Origin of the sequence: Ruegeria sp. HKCCSA071, assembly GCF_017872555.1 — a bacterium.
Taxonomy (GTDB): domain Bacteria; phylum Pseudomonadota; class Alphaproteobacteria; order Rhodobacterales; family Rhodobacteraceae; genus Ruegeria.
Genome location: NZ_JAEDOX010000001.1, coordinates 435,471 through 456,566, shown reverse-complemented (window position 1 = coordinate 456,566; position 21,096 = coordinate 435,471). Strand labels below are relative to the sequence as shown.

Below are 21,096 nucleotides of genomic sequence, written 5' to 3'. Positions count from 1 at the left end.
ACCAAGATGGCCCTGACACCCGATTTCGATACCTTCGCACGCGCCTATGAAGCGGGCGAAAACCAGGTGGTTTACACACGTCTCGCCGCCGATCTGGACACACCCGTGTCGTTGATGCTCAAACTGACGGGAGCGCAGAAAGATGCGTTCATGCTGGAGTCGGTTACGGGCGGTGAGGTGCGTGGCCGCTATTCGATCATCGGCATGAAACCGGACCTGATCTGGCGCTGTCACGGTGAAGCGTCCGAATTGAACCGCTCGGCGCGGTTCGACGCCGACGCCTTTGCTGCGCAGGACGGCAATCCGATGGACAACTTGCGTGCCTTGCTGGCCGAAAGCCGTATCGAGTTGCCAGACGACCTGCCTCAGGCCGCTGCCGGGCTGTTTGGATATCTGGGCTATGACATGGTTCGGCTGGTCGAATACCTGCCGGACGTGAACCCCGATCCGTTGGGGCTGCCAGATGCGATCATGTTGCGCCCGTCTGTTGTCGCAGTACTGGATGGTGTCAAAGGCGAGGTGACCGTGGTCTCACCCGCCTGGGCCAGCGACGGTCAATCTGCCAAGGCTGCCTATGCGCAGGCGGCCGAGCGTGTAATGGATGCGGTCCGCGATCTGGAGCGCGCGATGCCCGCCGAAACCCGTGATCTGGGCGACGCGCGCGAAATTGCGGAACCGGTGTCAAACTTTACCAAGTCGGGCTACATGGAAGCGGTTGAAAAGGCCAAGGAATACATCCGCGCTGGCGATATCTTCCAGGTTGTTCCGGCGCAGCGTTGGACGCAGGATTTTCCGCTGCCGCCTTTTGCGCTTTATCGTTCGCTGCGACGCACCAACCCCTCGCCGTTTATGTTCTATTTCAACTTCGGTGGTTTTCAGGTCGTTGGTGCCAGCCCCGAGATTCTGGTGCGTGTTTTCGGCAGCGAAGTCACCATTCGCCCGATCGCAGGCACCCGTCCCCGTGGCGCGACCCCCGAGGAGGACAAGGCAAACGAGCTTGACCTGCTGGCCGACAAGAAAGAGCTGGCCGAACACCTCATGCTTCTGGACCTCGGGCGCAATGATACCGGCCGCGTGTCCAAAATCGGCACTGTACGTCCCACCGAAGAGTTCATCATCGAACGCTACAGCCATGTGATGCACATTGTCTCGAACGTGGTGGGTGAATTGGCGGAAGACAAAGATGCGTTGGACGCCTTCTTTGCCGGGATGCCTGCGGGCACCGTCTCGGGCGCGCCAAAAGTGCGCGCGATGGAGATCATTGACGAGCTTGAGCCGGAAAAACGCGGCGTCTATGGCGGAGGTGTCGGCTATTTCAGTGCGGGCGGTGACATGGACATGTGCATTGCCCTGCGCACCGCCATCGTGAAGGATCAGAAACTCTATATTCAGGCTGGTGGCGGTGTTGTCTATGACAGCGACCCTGAGGCCGAGTTCATGGAGACTGTCCATAAGTCAAACGCCATACGGCGCGCAGCGGAAGATGCCGCACGGTTCACTGGAAACGGCAACGGTTAAAGAACAAGGCGGCGATCGCCGCCTGATTCAAACAGTCACTGAACCTGTTTCATCAAGACGGCCGAGATCGGCGCCATCGCCACCCGGCTGCCACGATCCTCAAGACCCCACAGCAAAAGGGCCGAGATTGTCTCGGGCCGTACCCGCCCCAGCATGACAACGGTTCCTTCCTGACCTGCCCGGAACGCGGCCTGATCCAGGAACCGGCGCATGATTCTGGGATCCTGTCGTGCCCCATCGATATCGCGAAACACTACGCTGGACGGAATGCCATTGCGAACCGCCAGCTTTTGGACAGTATTCAGCCCATTGTCCTGAGTGATCAACCCTCGTCCGGTTCCGGCGGCAATCGCCGCGACCTGATCGGCCAGCTTGCGATTTCCCTGAATGCCGCTGTTCACGCCTTCCAGAATACCAACGGTTTCCGGCAACGTGTCCAGCCACACAGACAGGGAAACTTCGGCATCCTGCGCGCTTGCTGCCTCGGGCAGGTCCGCAAGGGCCAGAACTTCGAACCCGGCCGCGCGGTGCCGTGCCATCTTTTCCGCCGCATCCGGATCAGACGGGTTTACGGCAAAGCTGATCGGGTAAGGGAAATCCTGCAACGCTTCGGCACCGAATGCGCCTTCGTCATCAATCAGAATGATCGACATCAGCGGCTTAGCTTCCGGGTTCTCGAACTTGGCGGCAAAACGTTCAATCGGTTTTTCCGCAGATGGCTGTTCGGAAATCGCCTGTTCTGCAACAGGCTCATCATCTCGTTCCGTCAATGGCAGGATACGTTTTCCGACAATCGAACTGGTACTTTCTTCCTGTTCTCCCCCGATCTGAGGCAGCGCAGCAATGCGCGGAAGCTCGCGGGGCAAGGTGTCTTCATCCCCTTCCACCGCAATCGGACTGCTTTCAAATGAATTTTCTGTCGTTGTTTCATTTGTTTGTGGTTCGGCCTCAACCTTAGGCAACGGATTTGGCTCGGGCTCAAGAACTGCGACCTCGGATGTGTCGGACCCGGTCGGCGGCGCGGGGGTTTCATCAATTACAACCGGCAAGGTCTGTTCCTGCTGAACTGCGGGCACCTGGCTGGGCTCGGGCGGCGCAGCAGGGGCTTCGGTCATGACAGACACTTCGGTCGCCACCGTTGCAGCGGGCTCGTTCGGGGCCTCAGCCGCTTTACCAACCTCGGGCTGCGGCTCGGATGACGCTTCCAGCCCGGACAGGTCGGCCAGATCTTCGCTGGCATCATCGGCGGCTTCTGGCGCACGCGGGGCCAGTTCCACCAGATCGGCATCAGAAACATCCTCGGCAAGTTCACTAGGCGCCTCTGGTGTTTCTGAAATTGTCGGCGCTGGTGCTTCGGTCGCGACAACCGGTGTGTTGACCATCGGCGTGTTGAGCGACACGACCGCACCCAAGATCAAAACAACGATCGCCCCAGCGACCATTCCTCCGAAAAATCCGCCCATATTTCCTGCCTTTCGCCTCTTTTCCCTGCCTCGCCCTGCTCTGCGCCATCTGGTGTGGCACTCGGTCAATTGGAGGCGTCAGAAACCGTATGTCCTCTTGACGCTGCCGCCCAAGCCTGAGCATGTATGTGCGGACATTATACCGTGGCCCGGGGTTGCATCGCCAGCCCGAAATGCCCAAGCGAAGATAAGTGCCCATATGCTGCTGCTGATCGACAACTACGACTCGTTTACCTACAATTTGGTACATTATTTGGGCGAACTTGGTGCCGAAATGGTCATTCGCCGCAATGATGCGCTGGATGTGCAAGAAGCAATGGCCATGAACCCGGCTGGGATCCTGCTGAGCCCCGGCCCCTGCGACCCGGATCAGGCGGGCATCTGTCTAGCTCTGACCGAAGCCGCGGCCGAGACCAAAACGCCCCTTTTGGGGGTTTGTCTTGGGCATCAGACCATCGGACAGGCGTTCGGTGGCAAGGTTGTTAGATGCCACGAAATTGTGCATGGCAAGATGGGCATCATGCACCACACCGGAAAAGGCGTCTTTGCTGGCCTTCCATCGCCCTTTGAAGCCACACGCTACCATTCACTGGTGGTCGAGCGCGAGACGCTGCCCGACTGTCTTGAGATCACAGCCGAGCTGGAAGACGGCACGATTATGGGGCTGCAACACAGGGAACTGCCTATTCACGGTGTTCAGTTCCACCCTGAATCGATTGCGTCCGAGCATGGTCACGCCCTTCTCAAGAATTTCCTGCAAGAACTGAAAGTCCCCGCATGAGCGACGCGCTGAAACCGCTGATTGGAGCAGCCGCCGATCGTCCGCTGACCCGTAAAGAGGCCGAGGCTGCCTTTGGCATCCTGTTCAACGGCGAAGCCACGCCAAGCCAGATTGGCGGGCTGTTGATGGCCATGCGTACAAGGGGGGAAACGGTTGATGAATATGCCGCGGCCGCGGCTGTGATGCGCGCCAAGTGCAATGCCGTGCGGGCGCCCGAAGGGGCGATCGACATCGTTGGCACGGGCGGAGACGGGAAAGGCACCCTGAACATCTCGACCGCGACTGCATTTGTCGTCGCAGGCGCTGGCGTGACAGTCGCTAAACACGGCAACCGCAACCTAAGCTCCAAATCCGGCGCAGCGGATGCATTGGGGCAAATGGGTATCAACGTTATGGTTGGCCCACAAGTTGTTGAAAGTGCTCTGAAAGATGTCGGTATCGGTTTCATGATGGCACCGATGCATCACCCGGCCATTGCGCATGTTATGCCCTCGCGGCAGGAACTGGGAACGCGCACGATTTTCAATATCCTGGGCCCGCTGACCAACCCTGCCGGTGTCAAACGGCAACTGACGGGTGCCTTTAGCCGCGAGCTGATCCGCCCCATGGCTGAAACACTAGGCTTGCTGGGGTCAGACCGCGCATGGCTGGTACACGGATCGGACGGGACAGACGAGTTGACGATCACCGGTATCAGCTGGGTCGCCGCTTTGGAAGATGACGTGATCAAAGAAGTCGAGCTGCACCCCGAGGATGCTGGCCTGCCTGTGCACCCTTTCGAAGACATCCTCGGCGGAACCCCTGAAGAGAACGCCATCGCATTTCGTGCTCTGCTGGACGGTGCTCGGTCAGCGTATCGTGATGCCGTGTTGCTGAACTCTGCCGCCGCATTGGTTGTCGCTGATGCGGCAGGTGATCTGCGCGAAGGTGTGGCCATGGCCGCTGCGAGCATCGACAGCGGTGAAGCCAAAAACAAAATCACGGCCTTGGCCGCCAAGACTCAGGAGGCCGCATGACCGAAACCGTTCTGGACAAGATCAAAGCCTACAAACTGGAAGAAATCGCAGCAGACAAGGCTCAGAAGTCCTTGGAAACGCTGGAAAGTGAAGCACGTGCCGCTTCGGAAACCCGCGGGTTTGCCGCAGCGCTTCAAGCTGCGTCCCGGCAAGGTTACGGCCTGATCGCTGAGATCAAAAAAGCCAGCCCTTCCAAGGGTTTGATCCGGCCTGATTTTGATCCGCCTGCCTTGGCCAAGGCTTATGAAGAAGGCGGTGCTGCGTGTTTGTCCGTGCTCACCGACACGCCCAGCTTTCAGGGTGCAAAGGAATATCTGACACAAGCGCGTAACGCGACATCTCTGCCGGCTTTGCGCAAGGATTTCATGTATGACCCGTATCAGGTGGTCGAGGCACGTGCATTGGAAGCCGACTGTATTCTGATTATCATGGCATCCGTCAGCGATGACCAGGCAGCCGAGTTGGAACAAACCGCTTTCGATTGGGAGATGGATGTTCTGATTGAGGTTCACGACCAAGCCGAGCTTGAACGCGCAGCCCAACTGAAAAGTCCATTGATCGGTATTAATAACCGCAATCTCAAGACCTTCGAGACCACTCTTGACACAACACGCCGCCTGTCCAAACTGGTGCCAGCGGACCGTACTATCGTGTGTGAAAGCGGGTTGGGCACGCCAGAAGACTTGCGGGATATTGCGCGCTATGGCGCCCGGTGTTTTTTGATCGGCGAAAGCCTGATGCGCCAGGACGATGTCGAAGCGGCCACGCGCCACATCCTGTCCAATCCGCTTATCCCCGGAGTGATGTGATGCCGCTGACCCATTTCGATGCTCAAGGTCAGGCGCATATGGTCGACGTCTCGGGCAAAGAGGTCACAGATCGCATAGCCGTGGCTGTGGGTTACGTGAAGATGGCACCGGAAACCTATGAAATCATTTCAGAACAACGCGCGGCAAAGGGCGATGTTTTGGGCGTTGCCCGCTTGGCCGGCATCATGGGTGCAAAGAAGACGCCGGATCTGATCCCGCTCTGCCATCCTTTGCCGGTGACCAAGGTTGCCGTTGAACTGACCCTCGACCCGGACCTGCCGGGTGTTCAGATCGAAGCGACGGTCAAAACGTCAGGTCAAACCGGAGTTGAGATGGAGGCTCTGACCGCCGTTTCCACCGCGGCCTTGACTGTATACGACATGACCAAAGCCGTCGACAAAGCGATGGAAATTGGCGGCATTCATGTAAGTCTTAAAGACGGCGGGAAATCAGGGCGTTACGAGGCGAAATGATTACCGTCGAAGAAGCGCGCGCCCTGGTGTTCGATCTTGTCGGCCCTCTACTTTCGGAACAGGTTCCACTGGCCCAGTCCGCGGGACGTGTTCTGTCGCACGCGGTTGTGGCAACGCGCGACCAACCTCCTTTCGCCGCATCTTCGATGGATGGCTATGCCGTCAAAGCCGACGAAGTCGAGCTTCATGCCATGTTCAAAGTGGTGGGCGAATCCGCTGCGGGTCGTCGTTTCGACGGCTCGGTGGGCCCCGGTCAGGCCGTGCGTATATTTACCGGCGCTCCGGTTCCCGATGGCGCGGATTTCGTTGTGATTCAGGAAGATACCGACCGGCGTGGCGATCTGATCACGATCACAGACCACCCCGGCCCCAAAACGAACATCCGCCCTGCCGGTGTGGATTTTATGGCAGGCACGCCCATCACGGCACCGCGTTTGATCCGCGCCGAAGACGTTGCCCTGATGGCTGCGATGAATATCGCGTGGGTCCCGGTCTCTCGAAAACCCGTCATTGCTCTGATCTCGACCGGCGACGAACTTGTCATGCCCGGCGAAGAACCGGGACCGGACCAGATTATCGCGTCTAACACGTTTGGATTGCGGGCATTGCTTGAGGGGCTCGGTGCTGTAGTTCGTGTCCTTCCGATTGCACGGGACACGGTTTCATCGCTTGAGACTGCGTTTGATCTGGCGCGAGGGGCCGATCTCATCGTGACGATTGGCGGCGCGTCGGTTGGTGACTACGACCTCGTGTCTGACGTTTCGCAGGGCTTGGGGATGGATCGGTCGTTCTACAAGATCCGAATGCGCCCCGGAAAACCCCTGATGGCTGGTCGCATGGGTGACACCGCGATGGTCGGACTTCCGGGAAACCCGGTCAGCGCGATGGTCTGTGGCTATCTGTTCCTTGCCCCGATGGTGCGCCGGATGCTGGGGCTGGAAATGGTTCTGCCGCCGTTTCACTCTGCCCGGTTGACCGAACCATTGACAGAAAACGGTCCGCGCGAGCATTACATGCGCGCGGTTCTGGGCGAAACAGGCATCCAGGCCTGTGCAGATCAGGACAGCTCTCTCCTTAGCGTTCTGGCGCAGGCAAACGCCCTTTTGGTCCGTCCCCCGAACGATCCCGCCCGCAAGACCGGGGAAACGGTTCAGTACCTGCCTATCTGAACTTCGCCCAAATTCATTGACACAAAACGTGAACATGCGTAGAACAAAAGAAAACGCATGAGCGACGAGGTGTGAGCAATGCTAACCAAGAAGCAATTGGATTTGTTGAAATTCATCCAAAAACGCGTGCAGGCGGACGGTGTTCCACCCAGTTTTGATGAAATGAAGGCCGCGCTTGATCTTCGGTCGAAATCCGGCATCCACAGGCTGATCACTGCGCTGGAAGAACGCGGCTTTATCCGTCGCCTCGCGCATCGTGCCCGCGCGATTGAAATCGTAAAGCTTCCCGAAAGCCTAGGCGGTGAACCAACTACCGGATTTTCACCCCGCGTGATCGAAGGCGACCGACCCAAAGGCCCCCGCCCGGCCAATATTGAGCCTGTTGCTGTGGATGCGCTGGAATTGCCGGTGATGGGCCGGATCGCGGCGGGTGTCCCCATTGAGGCGATCAGTCACGTGTCGCATCACGTGGCAGTCCCCGGCCCCATGGTGTCCGGGAAGGGCCAGCACTATGCGCTTGAGGTTCGCGGCGACTCGATGATCGACGCGGGCATCAATGACGGGGATGTGGTTGTTATCCGCGAAACCGCGACTGCTGATAACGGTGATATCGTGGTTGCACTGGTAGAAGATCAAGAAGCGACGCTGAAACGCTTTTTCCGCCGCGGCAACGCTATCGCGCTCGAAGCGGCCAACCCGGCTTATGAGACACGCGTTCTTCCCGAAGAAAAGGTCAAGGTTCAAGGTCGCCTAGTCGGTCTGATCCGCACCTATTGACCCAGCTTCAAATGACGGTCCCCGACGGGATTCGGGGACCAGAGACGGTGACCTGTCAGTTCTGCGCTTGAAGTCAGCTTTCCATCCGACAATGACAGGCTGCCGGTTTTGGACAGGTGATCCGGATCGAAGATGGCGCACGCGCCCTCAAGTGGCAGCGCAACTGTCGAAATAATGATCTGGTTGCCTTCGCATTCGTCGAACTTGCGCGCAGCCCTTTTGCCCGGGATATGGATAATTTCCTTGTCCTGATAAGGGTACCGCTGAACGGTGCTGCTATCAGGCCATCTGCCTGCTGCCGCGATCTGATCGGCACCGTCGCCGTCATTCTCAAGCCAGACGCTGGCAACAAACCCACTGCCTTTGCTTTTACTCAGGGCCCGGCCATGATAGGTCATCACGCCAACTAACCCCCCGTTTTCCGCGATCAGAACATCTGGCCTGTGGCCGGAGTTCCAAAGCAAAAACGACAAAATGACGGGCCCGGCCCCGTACCAACGCGCGCGCCCTTGCCACAAGGCAAGCCACAAAGCTCCAACAGCAACAAGTGGCAATACATACCAGGGCGGACTGACGACGAAACCCTGAGCACTATCCAGGTGCGACACCCAGGTTGAAACCCCAAGGATCCAATGCAGCGCCCAGCCCATAACGGTCAGCGGAAAAGTTTCCAACCCAAACGGGGCCGCCAGTGCGGCGACAACTGCCGCAGGTACAACGACAAGGCCCATCACGGGCACGGACAGCAGATTCGCCAGCAACCCATAGTGAGACATTGTATTGAAATGCGCTGCGCCAATTGGGGCCGTAGCAAGCCCGGCAATCGCCGAGGACATCACCAAGCCAGCAATCGGTTTCAACCAGTTCGGGCCGGGTAACGGACCCACCTTTTGCAATGCACCGAAGACGGCGACCAAGGCTGTCGTTGCGGCAAAGGACATCTGAAACCCCGGGCTCAGCAGCGACTCGGGCCAAAGAACCAGAACGATCAGCGCAGCGACAGAAACCGCGCGCAATGAAATCGCACGCCTGTCGATCAACACGGCCCCCAGCATCACACTGACCATGACATAGGCGCGTTCGGTTGCGATATTCCCACCGGACAACAGCAAATAAAGCGTTGCCGCGACCAGCGCGAACACAGCCGCAACTTTTCGAACAGGTAGCCGCAATGCCACGAAGGGGATCAGTGACAAACCAATGCGACAGGCCACAAAAACAAAACCCGTCAGTAACCCCATGTGAAGCCCGGAAATGGCAAGCAAGTGTGCCAGGTTCGACGCGCGCAGGGACAAGAGCGTCTCTTGCCCCATACCGCTGCGATCGCCTGTGGTGACGGCAGCGGCAAACCCACCAATTTCTCCGGGCAGGACTTGTTTCACTTGATGCGATATCGCCATTCGGATTGCCGTAATCCGAACACCGTCGATACCGGCTTTGGCTGGCGCAATCCTCAGAACAGGAACGCGGGTATACCCGACCGCGCCCAACCCCTGAAACCAGGCATGGCGGCGAAAATCGAACCCGCCGGGTTCAACAGGGCCCTGCGGCGGCGAAAGATGCGCTGTGGTCATGATCCGTTGCCCAGGTGCAAAAGGTCCTGTTGCGCCATGAACAGAAAGACGGATGCGTTGAGGCCTGCGCTCCTGCGGCACGTCCCCTACGCGCACCTGATCGAGCGTCAACCGCAACGCATCCGAGGCAGACCGATCCATGGCGACGACCCTCCCCTCGACAGGGCCATAGTACCGCCAGGACAGAACCGGTTCTGCCACCATATGAGCGCGAGTGCCTGCCATTATGAAACCGACCGCAATCAGCGCCCCCCCGGTCGCTAACGTTCCCACCCCCGGTGGCAGCCGGCGGCTCAGGGCGACAAGAGCCAGGAACAAGCAAGACAGACCTGCGTATACCGGCCAGCCAGGCTCGCTCCGGGCACCGAAATAGAGACCGATCCCCGTTGCCAGCATCACTGGCGTCCACGGAAACAGATACCCAGTCTGGTGCAGCAGCGCGGCCTCGACCCGTGTAAGAACACGCATGGTTGCCCCCGTCCTTCGGGCTCGTTAGACAGGCGTCAAACTATGCCAGATACGGTTACCAAAAGGTTAATCCTCAACATGTCCGAACAGGTCGTCACACGTTTTGCCCCCTCGCCCACAGGTTTTCTGCACATCGGCGGCGCGCGCACCGCATTGTTCAATTGGCTTTATGCCCGCGGACGTGGCGGAAAGTTCCTGCTGCGGATCGAAGACACCGACCGGGAACGCTCGACCCCCGAGGCAACCGACGCGATCCTCCAGGGCATGGAATGGTTGGGACTGGATCACGATGGTGATGTAGTCAGCCAGTTCGAAGGAGCTGCCAGGCATGCCGAAGTCGCGCACCAGCTTCTGGCCGAGGGAAAGGCATATAAATGCTTCTCGACGCAGGACGAAATTGCCGCCTTTCGGGAACAGGCGCGGGCCGAGGGCAAGTCGACCCTGTTCCGCAGCCCTTGGCGTGACGCTGATCCTTCCGCACATCCCGACTTGCCATTTGTCATTCGCATCAAGGCTCCGCAGGACGGCACAACAGTAATCCGCGATCAGGTTCAGGGCAACGTGACCATTCGCAACGACCAACTGGATGACATGGTTTTGCTGCGTTCCGACGGGACACCGGTCTACATGCTGGCCGTGGTGGTTGACGATCATGATATGGGTGTTACCCATGTCATTCGCGGCGATGACCACCTCAATAACGCGGCGCGCCAAATGATGATCTATGAGGCAATGGGATGGGATGTTCCGGTCTGGGCCCATATTCCGCTGATCCACGGGCCAGACGGTAAGAAACTGTCCAAACGCCATGGTGCGCTTGGCGCGCAGGAATATCAGGCCATGGGCTATCCTGCCGCCGGGATGCGCAACTATCTGGCCCGTCTGGGCTGGAGTCATGGTGACGATGAGTTCTTTACCGATGCGCAGGCAAAGGAATGGTTTGATCTGAACGGCATCGGCAAAAGTCCGGCCCGGTTTGATCTGAAAAAACTTGAAAACCTTTGTGGTCAACACATCGCCATCTCCAATGATGCTGCATTGCGGCATGAAATCGAAGCGTACTTGGCCGCAGCCGCTTTATCCCCCCTGACAGATACACAATCGAGTGATTTGGAACGTGCGATGTATTGCCTCAAGGATCGAGCGCGAACCTTTCCTGAACTCCTTGAAAAAGCTCACTTTGTCTTAACCGAACGCCCAATTTCTCCCGACGAGAAAGCTGCAAAGGCGCTGGCATCTGTATCCGACGGTATACTGGGTGAATTGACGCCGCAGCTGCAAAATGCTAGCTGGTCTCGGAACGAACTGGAGGAGACCCTGAATTCCTTTGCCGAGTCAAAGGAGCTCACGTTCGGCAAGCTGGCTGGCCCGCTCAGGGCCGCCTTGGCTGGTCGCGCCGTCACACCTTCGGTTTTTGACATGATGCTTGTGCTGGGGCGGGATGAAACCCTGGCGCGGCTTTCAGAAGCAGCGAAATAACCCGAGCTTCATAAACGGGTAACGCTGCTCCGCTAACACCCGGACTGCGCGAGAGCGCGCAGTCGTTGCCCGCACTGCCAGAGGTTCCTTTGGCATGCGCATGAATGAAGAAGGGATAACCATGACTGACAGCAACAAAACAGCCACTCTGACCGTTCACGGCAAAGAGTATGAGTTGCCGGTTCATTCCCCGACCGCCGGTCCGGATGTCATTGATATTCGAAAGCTTTACGGTCAGGCCGGCGTCTTCACCTACGATCCTGGATTCACTTCGACCGCCAGTTGCGACAGCACCATCACCTATATCGACGGCGAAAAAGGCGAACTGCTGCACCGGGGCTATCCGATCGACCAACTGGCCGAGAAATCGCATTTCCTCGAAGTCTGTTATCTTCTGCTGTACGGAGAACTACCGGCGGCAAAGGATCTTGAGAAGTTCGAGACCACGATCACACGCCACACCATGCTGCACGAGCAGATGCAGTATTTTTATCGTGGTTTCCGCCGTGACGCGCACCCGATGGCTATCATGGTCGGCGTTGTTGGCGCGATGTCGGCCTTCTATCACGACTCAACGGATATCTCGGACCCGCAGCAGCGCGAAATCGCATCGCATCGTCTGATCGCCAAGATGCCGACAATTGCTGCGTGGGCCTATAAGTACCACACCGGTCAGCCTTTCGTTTATCCACGCAACGATCTGGACTATGCGTCGAACTTTCTGCGCATGTGTTTCAGCGTCCCTGCCGAGGAATATGAGGTCAACCCGATCCTCAGCCGCGCAATGGACCGCATCTTTACGCTGCATGCAGACCACGAACAGAATGCCTCGACATCGACCGTGCGTCTGGCGTCGTCCTCGGGTGCAAACCCGTTTGCCTGTATCGCCGCTGGCATCGCTTGCCTTTGGGGTCCGGCACATGGCGGCGCAAATCAGGCCTGCCTGGAAATGCTGGAAGAGATCGGCACCGTTGATCGCATTCCCGAATTCATCGCCCGCGCCAAGGACAAGAATGACCCGTTCCGCCTGATGGGCTTTGGCCACCGTGTGTACAAGAACTTCGATCCGCGCGCCAAAGTGATGAAGCAATCGGCAGACGAAGTTCTTGATCTGCTGGGTGTTGAAGACAACCCGAAGTTGCAGGTTGCCAAGGAACTGGAACGCGAAGCGCTGGAAGACCCGTATTTCGCCGAGAAAAAGCTGTTCCCGAATGTCGACTTCTATTCGGGTATCATCCTCGAAGCGATGGGTTTCCCAACCTCGATGTTCACGCCGATCTTCGCCCTGTCACGTACTGTTGGCTGGGTCAGCCAGTGGAAAGAGATGATCGCCGATCCACAAAACAAAATCGGCCGCCCGCGTCAGCTGTATCTGGGTGAGACGCTGCGCGACTACGTGGACATCGAAAACCGCTAATCCATTAGGGTTCGCAACCAATCCAGAAGGCCCCGGTAAAACCGGGGTCTTTTGCTTCCGATACTGAAGCAGCGGACGGTTCGGCGTTTGGTTTCAGAACAAGCTCATTTGATCCCCGGGCTGCGGCGGAACTGCAAACTGATCGCATCGTAATGGGGCGGATTTGTTCGAAAGCCCCAGTCTTTTGCAGGTTTTAGCAAACCTCAGGGTGATGAGCTCGGCATAGTCCCCCTCACCCCGCATCCTGTGCCCCCAGCGCGGGTCATAATCCCGCCCGCCATGCATTTCGCGCAGCTTGGACATGACCTTCTCTGCACGGGCGGGTTCGTACTCTGCCAGCCAGTCCTGCCAAAGCTGAGAGACTTCGCGCGGCAATCGCAACATGATCCAACTTGCCGCATCTGCGCCCGCCTCTTTTCCGGCGTCCAACAGGTTCTCCAACTCATGATCTGTCAGCCCGGGCACAATAGGCGAAGTCATTACGCGAACCGGAACACCCGCATCGGTCAACGCTCTGATCGTCTGCAACCGACGCGCCGGAGACGGTGCGCGGGGCTCCATCCGCCGGGACAGACCTGCATCCAGCGTGGTGAGCGATACACCGACCCGCACCAATCCCCGGCTGGCCATGTCAGCCAGAATATCCAGATCACGCTCGATCAGTGTTCCTTTGGTCACGATTGCGACGGGGTGGTTGAACTCTTGCAAGACCTCAAGGCACGACCTTGTAATCAGGCGGTTTTTTTCAATGGGCTGGTATGGGTCAGTGTTTGTCCCGATCGCGAGCGTGGCGACCTTGTAGGACTTTGCCGACAGTTCCTTGCGCAGAACAACGCTCATGTTGGGGCGCGCAACAAGGCGGGTTTCGAAATCCAGTCCTGCGGACAAACCCAGATAGGCGTGGCTGGGTCTGGCAAAACAATAGACACAGCCATGCTCGCACCCTCGATACGGGTTGATCGAACGGTCAAAAGGCAAATCGGGTGAGCGGTTATAGGTGATGGCACTGCGCGCCACCTCATCCCGCATCTCGGTTCGCAGGGGCGGCAAGTCTTCATCGATATACCACCCATCGTCAACGGCGTGCGTTGCAAACCGTTCAAACCGCCCGGTTGTATTGGACGCCACCCCCCTTGCCTTGACGACATACCCGATGCTCACGGCACATTTGTTCCCTATTTGTTCTTTTTGCACGATAGGCCTGAACCAAAACCAGTGCAAGCCAACCCAACGAAGAAAAAGGAACGCATAGATGAAAAACAAACAGGATAATATTGCAGACTTTTCAATCGAGCCGGTGCCATTTTTGGCATATAGGTCGGTCCCGAAACGACCAACGTCGCAATCGTCACAGTCAGAATGCGACGTTTTGGCCAAAACGGAAAAAATGCCACCACGGGCCGATAGCCCGCCCAGCACAGGGAATACCCCATGTCCGACGAAGAAGATATCGTCCTGTCCGAACTGAATGATGACGAACTGGTCGATCAGATGTTCGACGATCTCTATGACGGATTGAAAGAAGAGATCGAAGAAGGCACCAATATTCTGCTGGAACGCGGATGGACGCCGTATGACATCCTGACCAAAGCCCTGGTTGGCGGCATGACCATTGTGGGCCATGACTTCCGCGACGGCATTCTGTTTGTTCCCGAGGTTCTGCTGGCGGCCAACGCAATGAAAGGCGGCATGTCGATCCTCAAGCCGCTGCTGGCCGAAACCGGTGCTCCGCGTGTTGGCAAAATGGTCATCGGCACAGTGAAAGGCGACATCCACGATATCGGCAAGAACCTTGTGTCGATGATGATGGAAGGCGCGGGCTTCGAAGTTGTCGATCTGGGAATCAACAACCCGGTCGAGAATTATCTGGAAGCACTGGAAACGGAACAGCCCGACATTCTGGGCATGTCCGCCCTGCTGACCACGACGATGCCCTACATGAAAGTCGTTATCGACACTCTGGTCGAACAGGGCGTGCGCGACGATTACATTGTTCTGGTCGGTGGCGCGCCGCTGAACGAAGAGTTCGGCAAAGCCATCGGTGCAGACGCCTACTGCCGTGACGCTGCGGTTGCAGTGGAAACCGCCAAGGATTTCGTGGGCCGCAAGCACAATCAACTGGCTGGCTAAGACCCTTAAGGTATTCTTGAAAGGCCGCCCTTTTCGGGCGGTCTTTTTCGTTTTAGCGCGCCGTCCCTCCTGAAGTGCATCGATTATCCGTTTGTAAACGAAAGTGCGGCTAAAAACCGAAACATCCAAGTTTCGGGGGTTCTGTGCCGCAGTCATTCACAGCCATTTCGTTGGGCAAACTCGCCGATATCGACCGTGTTGAGGGCAATTACGTTGCTGAGAATGCTTCCGCGCTTGTTGGGCAAACCTTTGGTAACACGGACGCGCCGTTGGCGCACAACAACGTAACATGGAACGCGATTGGAAACCCCGGATCCACCTTTGATATGAACAACGTGACTGCCAATGATCGATTTTCGATCGACGGCGGCGCACCGCAAACCTTTGATGGCACGTCAGTTTACCACGCCACCGTCACTTATTTCGACGGCAGAAGTGCAAATATTACTGCCGTTGTCGCGCAGGATGTGGATGGCAACACATATCTGGTACCAGAGTTCTCGGCCAATGCAGATCAGGCCGCTCTGGAAGCAGGGCCTATACAATCGATCACCTTCAACAGCCTTGCCGGCAATCGGTATTCAGGCATGGTGTCCAGCCGAGAGGACTGGACTCTGGTCCCCTGTTTCACGCCCGGAACACTGATCAGAACCCGCAAGGGTGAACGCCCGGTGGAAACGCTGCACCCCGGCGACTGGGTGGAAACCCTTGATCACGGGTTTCAAACGGTACGCTGGGCCGGGCAGCGGCGGGTTCAGGCGGTTGGAGCGTTCGCGCCGGTCCTGTTCAAGGCAGGTGCGCTTGGGAACACCCGCGATCTACTGGTGTCGCAGCAACACCGGATGCTGATCCAGAACTGGCGCCTGGAACTGCATACCGGCCAAATCGAAGCACTGGCCCCGGCCAAGCACCTGATCAACGGACATGACATCATCCTCAATCCCGGCGGGGTCGTAACCTACATTCACCTGCTGTTTGATCAGCATGAGCTGCTCTGGGCTGAAGGCTGCCTGAGCGAGAGCTTTCATCCCGGCGCCCAAATCTGGAACGCCCTTGAACAGTCAGCCAGACAGGAGATTCTGTCCTTATTCCCCGAGTTATCGAAGCAAGGTATCGCCGCCTACGGCCCGCCCGTTCGGCCTCTGTTATCGGCATTCGAAACACGAACGTCGGCAGCCTGACACGAGATGTCGGAAGAAGGCTTGCCTGCAAGCTGTTTTCATTCTCTTGTGCCATGAGCCCATAAGGATGCCGATCCATGCCAAGCGATACGCTACCAGATGATGCAAGCCTGACGACCAAAGGCTATGACGGCGTGGAAAACGCAAGCATCCTGCTGATCGCCTGTGGGGCACTTGCGCGCGAAATTTTGGATATCAAAACGCGCAACGGCTGGGATCACATGGCGCTGACCTGCCTGCCTGCAATCCTGCATGTTCATCCGGAACGGATCACACAAGCAGTTGAAGACACCGTGGCCAAACACCGCGACAGGTTCGAAAAAATCTATGTGGTTTATGCCGATTGCGGAACCGGAGGCCTGCTGCAATCCGCCTGCAAAAAACTGGGTGTCGAGATGGTAGAAGGCCCTCACTGCTATTCGTTCTTCGAAGGCAATCAGGCCTTTCAAGAACGCGGCGAGGACGAAACAACTGCCTTCTACCTGACTGACTTTCTTGCCCGCCAATTCGACGCGTTTGTCTGGAAACCACTGGGCCTGGATCGCCACCCGGAACTGCGGGACATGTATTTCGGCAATTACACCAAATTGATTTATCAGGCCCAGATCGACGATCCGAAACTGACTGAACGCGCACGGGAATGCGCGGTCCGCATGGGATTGGCGTTCGAACGGCGTTTCACCGGCTACGGTGATCTGGAAACCACTTTGTCAGACTGGGCAAACCGCCCCGAGTGACCTTAGGCGTTTTCCTGCGCGACCTGGCGGATACGTTCGATCATGGCTCGCAATCCATTGGACCGCTGCGCTGACAGATGATCGTTTAGGCCCAATCGGGCCAGTTCCGCCGCCGCATCGACCTGCGGCACCTCGGACACCGGCAGCCCGTTGTAAAGGGACCGAAGCACGGCGATCAGCCCGCGAACGATCAGCGCGTCACTGTCGCCATCAAATTTGAACACGCCAGCTTCGATTATCGGGTGCAGCCAGACCTGACTGGCGCAACCATGAACCTTTGTCGCCGGAACTTTCAACGCGTCATCCAAAGGCTCCATCGCCTTGCCCTGTTCGATGACATGGCGATACCGGTCTTCCCAGTCTTCGAGAAACTCGAAATCCTCGACAATGTCTTCAAAGGCAGGCGTGGCCATGGCGCAGTGATCCTTTCGTTGAAATCACAATGTGACCTAAGCCGACGACCACCTGCTGTCCAGCCCCAGCTGTGGCTTTTCAACGCGAAGAAATTGCGCTAACCCATTGTCTGAATTCATGTGAAAAGCAGTGGGTCCATGCAAAAGTCTCTGTCCGTTCTTATCATCGCCATGCTGACCCTGACTGCCTGCGGCAGCTGGCGCGACTCGCGGGTGAATCCGTCAAACTGGTTTGGCTCCAGCCGGTCTGTGAAGTCTGAAACACCGCCGGACCCAAACGCCGCCGATGCGTTGGTTCCCAAGACAAGAGAGGGAAGCGGCCTGTTTTCGCGCCCAGATGCCGAAGACACCAGTGTTCCAATCGCCAAGATCGACGAACTGCGGATCGAACCAATACCATCAGGCGCGATCATCTACTCCTCTGGCACCGCGCTTCGGCAGGGTGCCTATAACGCACGCTTGGTTTCGGTTAATTCAGAAGAAAACAAAGAAAAGGGAGTTCTGGAGTTTGTTTTCCGAGTGAATTACCCCAGCTCACAGACCCCGCAAGGATCTGAACGCACACGAATGGTGTCGGATGCAATAAATGTCTCGACCCAGGATCTTGAAGGCATTCGCCTGATCCGTGTCGTCGGGCAACAGAACACTTTGGAATCGCGGCGGCGGTAATCGCCGTTAAAGCGAGACGACCTTGACCGCCTGCCCTTTGGCCGCCAGCGCGATTTTCCCCTCGCACAGTTTCAGCGCGTCTTCACCAAAGACCTCGTAACGCCACCCCGACATTGCGGGCAATTCTCGCTCGCCAGCGGCAATCTGGTCCAGTTCGGAACTTGTTGCGATCAGTTTGGCCGCAACGCCCGAACTTTCGGTTTTGGATTTCAGCAGAACCCGAAGCAAGTCAGCCAAAGCCGGGTTGACCTTCAGGTTGTCACGGGAATTGTCGATCTTCGGCAGATTTTCCTGCGGACAATTCACGCCCTTCGTCACCGCAGCAAGAATACCTTCGGCAATCGGGCCTTTGCGCGCCTCGCGCAGCAAAAGCCTAGACGCACCGAGATCGGCGATTGTTTTAGGCTTGGTCGACGCCAGTTCGACCAAGGCGTCATCCTTAAAGACCCGGTTGCGCGGCACGTTATGCTCCTGCGCATACCCTTCGCGAAACTGCGCCAACTCGCGTACGACGGCTAGGAACTTGGCCGAGTTCGTTCGCGTTTTGACCCGCTTCCACGCCTCTTCGGGACGGATATCATACGTGGCAGGCTGCGTCAGTGTACGCAACTCTTCAGCCACCCAGTGGTTACGCATCGTTTTATTGAGTTCCGCAGCGAGGTGTTCATAGATTCTGCGCAGATGCGTCACATCTGCCAATGCATACGTTTTCTGGGCTTCCGTCAAAGGACGACGGGACCAATCGGTGAACCGCGACGTCTTGTCCACGCCCTGCTTGCAGATTTTCCGCACCAGCGTCTCATAGCCGACCTGCTCACCAAACCCGCAGACCATTGCGGCGACCTGTGTGTCGAACAACGGGTTGGGGAACACACCCGCCTCGACCCAGAATATCTCAAGATCCTGACGCGCGGCGTGGAACACCTTGACCACGTTCTCGTTTCGGAAAAGCTCATACAGAGGTTCGAGGGACAGGCCATCCACCAGCGGATCGACCAGAACCGCGCTGTCTTCATCATCTGAGGGAACCGCCAGTTGCACGAGGCACAGTTTCGAATAATAGGTCCGCTCGCGCAGAAACTCGGTATCGACTGTGATATATGGATAGCTTGCGGCCGCCTTGCAGAAATCGGCCAGTTCTTGCGTCGTCGTCAGAGTTTTCATGCGCCGTACTAGTTTTGCTCTTGCTCTTGTGAGTGCCCGTAATATCCCTCGCCCCCAAGCGATACCGACGACCATAGGACGATTTTCAGGCGAGTGTAAATCACCCTCGGAACCTCACGGCATGAGAACAGGTGACCTGTTGCCTTCGGCAAAGCGGCGCAGCACCGCCGGATAAAGTTCATGTTCCCAGATCAGAACTTTTGCGGCCAAAGTGTACGGGGTATCTGCTGGTTCGATATCCACCCGCGCCTGCCCCAAAATCGGGCCATCATCCAGGGCCGCCGTCACCTCATGAACCGAACATCCATGTTCCGTATCACCCGCTTCAATTGCGCGGGCGTGGGTATGTAACCCCTTGTATTTGGGTAGCAATGAGGGGTGGATATTCAACATTCGCCCCTGAAAGCGCGTCACGAAATCCGCGGTCAGGACCCGCATAAACCCGGCCAGGCAGACAATATCCGGCCGCGCTTCTTCCAAAGGCTTCAGCAACTCAGTCTCAAAGGCTGCGCGATTGCCCTTGAATGGCCGGTGATCGACCACTGCGGTCGGAATGCCACGGTCCGCAGCTTTTTTCAGCCCGCCCGCCTGCGCATTGTTGGACAGAATCAAACAGGGCCGCGCCGGATGATCACCGGTCATGCTGTCGACAAGCGACACCATGTTGGACCCGCCCCCCGAAATCAGGATCGCGACGCGCTTGGGGCTCACAACAGTTTGCCCGAATAGGCAACTCCGGGGGTTTCGGTGACAGTGCCGATCCGCGCCACCGTCTCGCCGGCCTCGGCCAGCAATGTCGAAAGCTGATCGGCCCTATCCGGGTCGCACACAATGATCAGACCGATGCCACAGTTGAAGGTCTTGAGCATCTCGGCTTCCGCAATACCGCCAATCTGCGCCATCCAGCTGAATACAGACGGCAATTGCCAGCTGTCCAGATCAATCTGGGCCCCCAACCCTTCCGGCAATACGCGCGGCAGGTTCTCGGTCAGACCGCCACCGGTGATATGGGCCAGTGCATGAACGCCACCTTCGCGGATCGCGGACAGGGCCGGTTTGACGTAAAGGCGCGTCGGTGTAAGCAGCGCCTCGCCCAACGAACCTTCACCAAAGGGGCACGGTGCATCCCAGCCCAGCCCAGACAGTTCGACGAGTTTACGTACCAGTGAGTACCCGTTGGAATGCACTCCGTTCGAGGCCAGACCAAGCAGCACATCCCCCGCCTGCACCCCCGAAGGCAGATCGGCACCGCGTTCCATTGCCCCGACCGAGAATCCGGCCAGATCGAAATCGCCATCAGGGTACATGCCGGGCATCTCGGCAGTTTCGCCACCAATCAGAGCACAACCGGATTGTGCACAGCCTTCGGCAATTCCTTCAATGATCCGCGCGGCTGTATCTGTGTCCAGCTTGCCTGTCGCGAAATAGTCGAGAAAAAACAGGGGCTCGGCCCCCTGACAGATCAGGTCATTGACACACATGGCCACCAGATCGATGCCAACCCCATCCACGACGCCGGTATCGATCGCAATTCGCAGTTTTGTACCAACCCCGTCCGTGGCACCAACCAGAATGGGATCCTGATACCCAGCAGCTTTCAGGTCGAACAGTGCGCCAAAACCGCCCAGACCGCTCATCACGCCGGGGCGGTTGGTTCGCTTTGCTGCGGGCTTTATCCGGTCAACCAGAGCATTGCCCGCGTCAATATCCACGCCTGCATCGGCATAGGTGATTCCGTTCTTGCCCGCTGTCATGGCCAGTTCCTTTTGAATGCTTTGCGGGCGGGTTATTCGATTGTGGCGTTTGTTGCAACGGTCAGGCTTGACGCGGCTGTTCACCGTGATACGCAATGCGCCTA

The 21,096-nt window shown here is 57.6% G+C and carries 20 protein-coding genes; 13 read left to right on the top strand and 7 right to left on the bottom strand.

All coding sequences use genetic code 11. The features are described 5' to 3' along the window. Positions 1 to 6 precede the first annotated feature (6 nt). A complete protein-coding gene (trpE, locus tag I9188_RS02275) occupies positions 7 to 1,518 on the top strand; it encodes an anthranilate synthase component I (protein WP_209503820.1) in 1,512 nt (503 codons plus the stop codon). A gap of 35 nt (positions 1,519 to 1,553) precedes the next feature. Here trpE and I9188_RS02270 read toward each other — a convergent pair whose 3' ends face one another. Then, the gene (locus I9188_RS02270; RefSeq protein WP_209503819.1) at positions 1,554 to 2,981 is read right to left on the bottom strand and encodes a divergent polysaccharide deacetylase family protein; all 1,428 of its coding nucleotides are present in this window, start codon (positions 2,979 to 2,981) and stop codon (positions 1,554 to 1,556) included. A gap of 199 nt (positions 2,982 to 3,180) precedes the next feature. On the opposite strand from I9188_RS02270, the gene I9188_RS02265 reads away from it, so the two are divergent. From I9188_RS02265 to lexA, 6 genes are all read left to right on the top strand, one after another. After that, positions 3,181 to 3,762, top strand: coding sequence for an aminodeoxychorismate/anthranilate synthase component II (locus tag I9188_RS02265; protein ID WP_209503818.1), 582 nt, complete (start codon positions 3,181 to 3,183; stop codon positions 3,760 to 3,762). After that, on the top strand, positions 3,759 to 4,778 hold the full coding sequence (gene trpD / locus I9188_RS02260; RefSeq protein ID WP_209503817.1) for an anthranilate phosphoribosyltransferase: 1,020 nt from the start codon (positions 3,759 to 3,761) through the stop codon (positions 4,776 to 4,778). The genes I9188_RS02265 and trpD overlap by 4 nt, the downstream gene beginning before the upstream one ends. Further along, a complete protein-coding gene (trpC, locus tag I9188_RS02255; RefSeq protein ID WP_209503816.1) occupies positions 4,775 to 5,587 on the top strand; it encodes an indole-3-glycerol phosphate synthase TrpC in 813 nt (270 codons plus the stop codon). Before trpD ends, trpC begins: the two co-directional genes overlap by 4 nt. Then, positions 5,587 to 6,060, top strand: a complete 474-nt coding sequence (moaC, locus tag I9188_RS02250) for a cyclic pyranopterin monophosphate synthase MoaC (protein WP_209503815.1) — start codon at positions 5,587 to 5,589, stop codon at positions 6,058 to 6,060. Before trpC ends, moaC begins: the two co-directional genes overlap by 1 nt. Then, positions 6,057 to 7,229 (top strand): gephyrin-like molybdotransferase Glp, encoded by a 1,173-nt coding sequence (gene glp / locus I9188_RS02245; RefSeq protein WP_209503814.1) that lies wholly within the window; start codon positions 6,057 to 6,059, stop codon positions 7,227 to 7,229. Before moaC ends, glp begins: the two co-directional genes overlap by 4 nt. Before the next feature lie 78 nt (positions 7,230 to 7,307). After that, entirely contained in the window at positions 7,308 to 8,006 is a 699-nt protein-coding gene (gene lexA / locus I9188_RS02240; RefSeq protein WP_209503813.1) for a transcriptional repressor LexA, read from the top strand. On the opposite strand, the gene I9188_RS02235 is transcribed toward lexA, so the two are convergent. Further along, entirely contained in the window at positions 8,000 to 10,048 is a 2,049-nt protein-coding gene (locus tag I9188_RS02235) for a ComEC/Rec2 family competence protein (RefSeq protein ID WP_209599554.1), read from the bottom strand. The genes lexA and I9188_RS02235 overlap by 7 nt on opposite strands. Positions 10,049 to 10,126: 78 nt before the next feature. On the opposite strand from I9188_RS02235, the gene gltX reads away from it, so the two are divergent. After that, on the top strand, positions 10,127 to 11,527 hold the full coding sequence (gltX, locus tag I9188_RS02230) for a glutamate--tRNA ligase (RefSeq protein ID WP_209504883.1): 1,401 nt from the start codon (positions 10,127 to 10,129) through the stop codon (positions 11,525 to 11,527). A 121-nt stretch (positions 11,528 to 11,648) separates the two neighbouring features. Then, positions 11,649 to 12,944: a citrate synthase gene (gene gltA / locus I9188_RS02225; RefSeq protein WP_209503811.1), complete on the top strand. Its 1,296-nt coding sequence runs from the start codon at positions 11,649 to 11,651 to the stop codon at positions 12,942 to 12,944. A gap of 93 nt (positions 12,945 to 13,037) precedes the next feature. Here the strand turns inward: gltA and I9188_RS02220 are convergent, their stop codons facing one another. Then, positions 13,038 to 14,105, bottom strand: a complete 1,068-nt coding sequence (locus tag I9188_RS02220) for a PA0069 family radical SAM protein (RefSeq protein ID WP_209503810.1) — start codon at positions 14,103 to 14,105, stop codon at positions 13,038 to 13,040. Between the two features lie 270 nt (positions 14,106 to 14,375). Between I9188_RS02220 and I9188_RS02215 the strand changes: the two genes are divergently transcribed. The 3 genes from I9188_RS02215 to I9188_RS02205 all read left to right on the top strand — a co-directional run bounded on the left by I9188_RS02215 (position 14,376) and on the right by I9188_RS02205 (position 16,992). After that, complete coding sequence (locus I9188_RS02215; protein WP_209503809.1) at positions 14,376 to 15,074, top strand: B12-binding domain-containing protein; 699 nt, start codon at positions 14,376 to 14,378, stop codon at positions 15,072 to 15,074. A gap of 143 nt (positions 15,075 to 15,217) precedes the next feature. Next, on the top strand, positions 15,218 to 16,255 hold the full coding sequence (locus I9188_RS02210; RefSeq protein WP_209503808.1) for a Hint domain-containing protein: 1,038 nt from the start codon (positions 15,218 to 15,220) through the stop codon (positions 16,253 to 16,255). Positions 16,256 to 16,332: 77 nt separating this feature from the next. Continuing rightward, complete coding sequence (locus I9188_RS02205) at positions 16,333 to 16,992, top strand: DUF1638 domain-containing protein (protein WP_209503807.1); 660 nt, start codon at positions 16,333 to 16,335, stop codon at positions 16,990 to 16,992. Between the two features lie 2 nt (positions 16,993 to 16,994). On the opposite strand, the gene I9188_RS02200 is transcribed toward I9188_RS02205, so the two are convergent. Continuing rightward, positions 16,995 to 17,405 carry a SufE family protein gene (locus tag I9188_RS02200; protein ID WP_209503806.1) on the bottom strand — a complete coding sequence of 137 codons (411 nt, stop codon included), beginning with the start codon at positions 17,403 to 17,405 and terminating at the stop codon, positions 16,995 to 16,997. Between the two features lie 138 nt (positions 17,406 to 17,543). On the opposite strand from I9188_RS02200, the gene I9188_RS02195 reads away from it, so the two are divergent. Then, on the top strand, positions 17,544 to 18,074 hold the full coding sequence (locus tag I9188_RS02195) for a hypothetical protein (protein ID WP_209503805.1): 531 nt from the start codon (positions 17,544 to 17,546) through the stop codon (positions 18,072 to 18,074). Positions 18,075 to 18,080: 6 nt separating this feature from the next. Here I9188_RS02195 and rnd read toward each other — a convergent pair whose 3' ends face one another. The 3 genes from rnd to purM form a co-directional block, all read right to left on the bottom strand. Continuing rightward, on the bottom strand, positions 18,081 to 19,238 hold the full coding sequence (rnd, locus tag I9188_RS02190; RefSeq protein WP_209503804.1) for a ribonuclease D: 1,158 nt from the start codon (positions 19,236 to 19,238) through the stop codon (positions 18,081 to 18,083). A 114-nt stretch (positions 19,239 to 19,352) separates the two neighbouring features. Then, positions 19,353 to 19,949 carry a phosphoribosylglycinamide formyltransferase gene (gene purN / locus I9188_RS02185; protein ID WP_209503803.1) on the bottom strand — a complete coding sequence of 199 codons (597 nt, stop codon included), beginning with the start codon at positions 19,947 to 19,949 and terminating at the stop codon, positions 19,353 to 19,355. Next, positions 19,946 to 20,992 (bottom strand): phosphoribosylformylglycinamidine cyclo-ligase, encoded by a 1,047-nt coding sequence (gene purM / locus I9188_RS02180; RefSeq protein WP_209503802.1) that lies wholly within the window; start codon positions 20,990 to 20,992, stop codon positions 19,946 to 19,948. The genes purN and purM overlap by 4 nt, the downstream gene beginning before the upstream one ends. Positions 20,993 to 21,096: the final 104 nt, after the last annotated feature.

Excerpts from the sequence above, each read along its gene's own strand:
- trpE (WP_209503820.1), top strand. The coding sequence starts at position 7 with ATGGCCCTGACACCCGATTTCGATACCTTCGCACGCGCCTATGAAGCG.
- I9188_RS02270 (WP_209503819.1), bottom strand. The coding sequence starts at position 2,981 with ATGGGCGGATTTTTCGGAGGAATGGTCGCTGGGGCGATCGTTGTTTTG.
- I9188_RS02265 (WP_209503818.1), top strand. The coding sequence starts at position 3,181 with ATGCTGCTGCTGATCGACAACTACGACTCGTTTACCTACAATTTGGTA.
- trpD (WP_209503817.1), top strand. The coding sequence starts at position 3,759 with ATGAGCGACGCGCTGAAACCGCTGATTGGAGCAGCCGCCGATCGTCCG.
- trpC (WP_209503816.1), top strand. The coding sequence starts at position 4,775 with ATGACCGAAACCGTTCTGGACAAGATCAAAGCCTACAAACTGGAAGAA.
- moaC (WP_209503815.1), top strand. The coding sequence starts at position 5,587 with ATGCCGCTGACCCATTTCGATGCTCAAGGTCAGGCGCATATGGTCGAC.
- glp (WP_209503814.1), top strand. The coding sequence starts at position 6,057 with ATGATTACCGTCGAAGAAGCGCGCGCCCTGGTGTTCGATCTTGTCGGC.
- lexA (WP_209503813.1), top strand. The coding sequence starts at position 7,308 with ATGCTAACCAAGAAGCAATTGGATTTGTTGAAATTCATCCAAAAACGC.
- I9188_RS02235 (WP_209599554.1), bottom strand. The coding sequence starts at position 10,048 with ATGCGTGTTCTTACACGGGTCGAGGCCGCGCTGCTGCACCAGACTGGG.
- gltX (WP_209504883.1), top strand. The coding sequence starts at position 10,127 with ATGTCCGAACAGGTCGTCACACGTTTTGCCCCCTCGCCCACAGGTTTT.
- gltA (WP_209503811.1), top strand. The coding sequence starts at position 11,649 with ATGACTGACAGCAACAAAACAGCCACTCTGACCGTTCACGGCAAAGAG.
- I9188_RS02215 (WP_209503809.1), top strand. The coding sequence starts at position 14,376 with ATGTCCGACGAAGAAGATATCGTCCTGTCCGAACTGAATGATGACGAA.
- I9188_RS02205 (WP_209503807.1), top strand. The coding sequence starts at position 16,333 with ATGCCAAGCGATACGCTACCAGATGATGCAAGCCTGACGACCAAAGGC.
- I9188_RS02200 (WP_209503806.1), bottom strand. The coding sequence starts at position 17,405 with ATGGCCACGCCTGCCTTTGAAGACATTGTCGAGGATTTCGAGTTTCTC.
- I9188_RS02195 (WP_209503805.1), top strand. The coding sequence starts at position 17,544 with ATGCAAAAGTCTCTGTCCGTTCTTATCATCGCCATGCTGACCCTGACT.
- rnd (WP_209503804.1), bottom strand. The coding sequence starts at position 19,238 with ATGAAAACTCTGACGACGACGCAAGAACTGGCCGATTTCTGCAAGGCG.
- purM (WP_209503802.1), bottom strand. The coding sequence starts at position 20,992 with ATGACAGCGGGCAAGAACGGAATCACCTATGCCGATGCAGGCGTGGAT.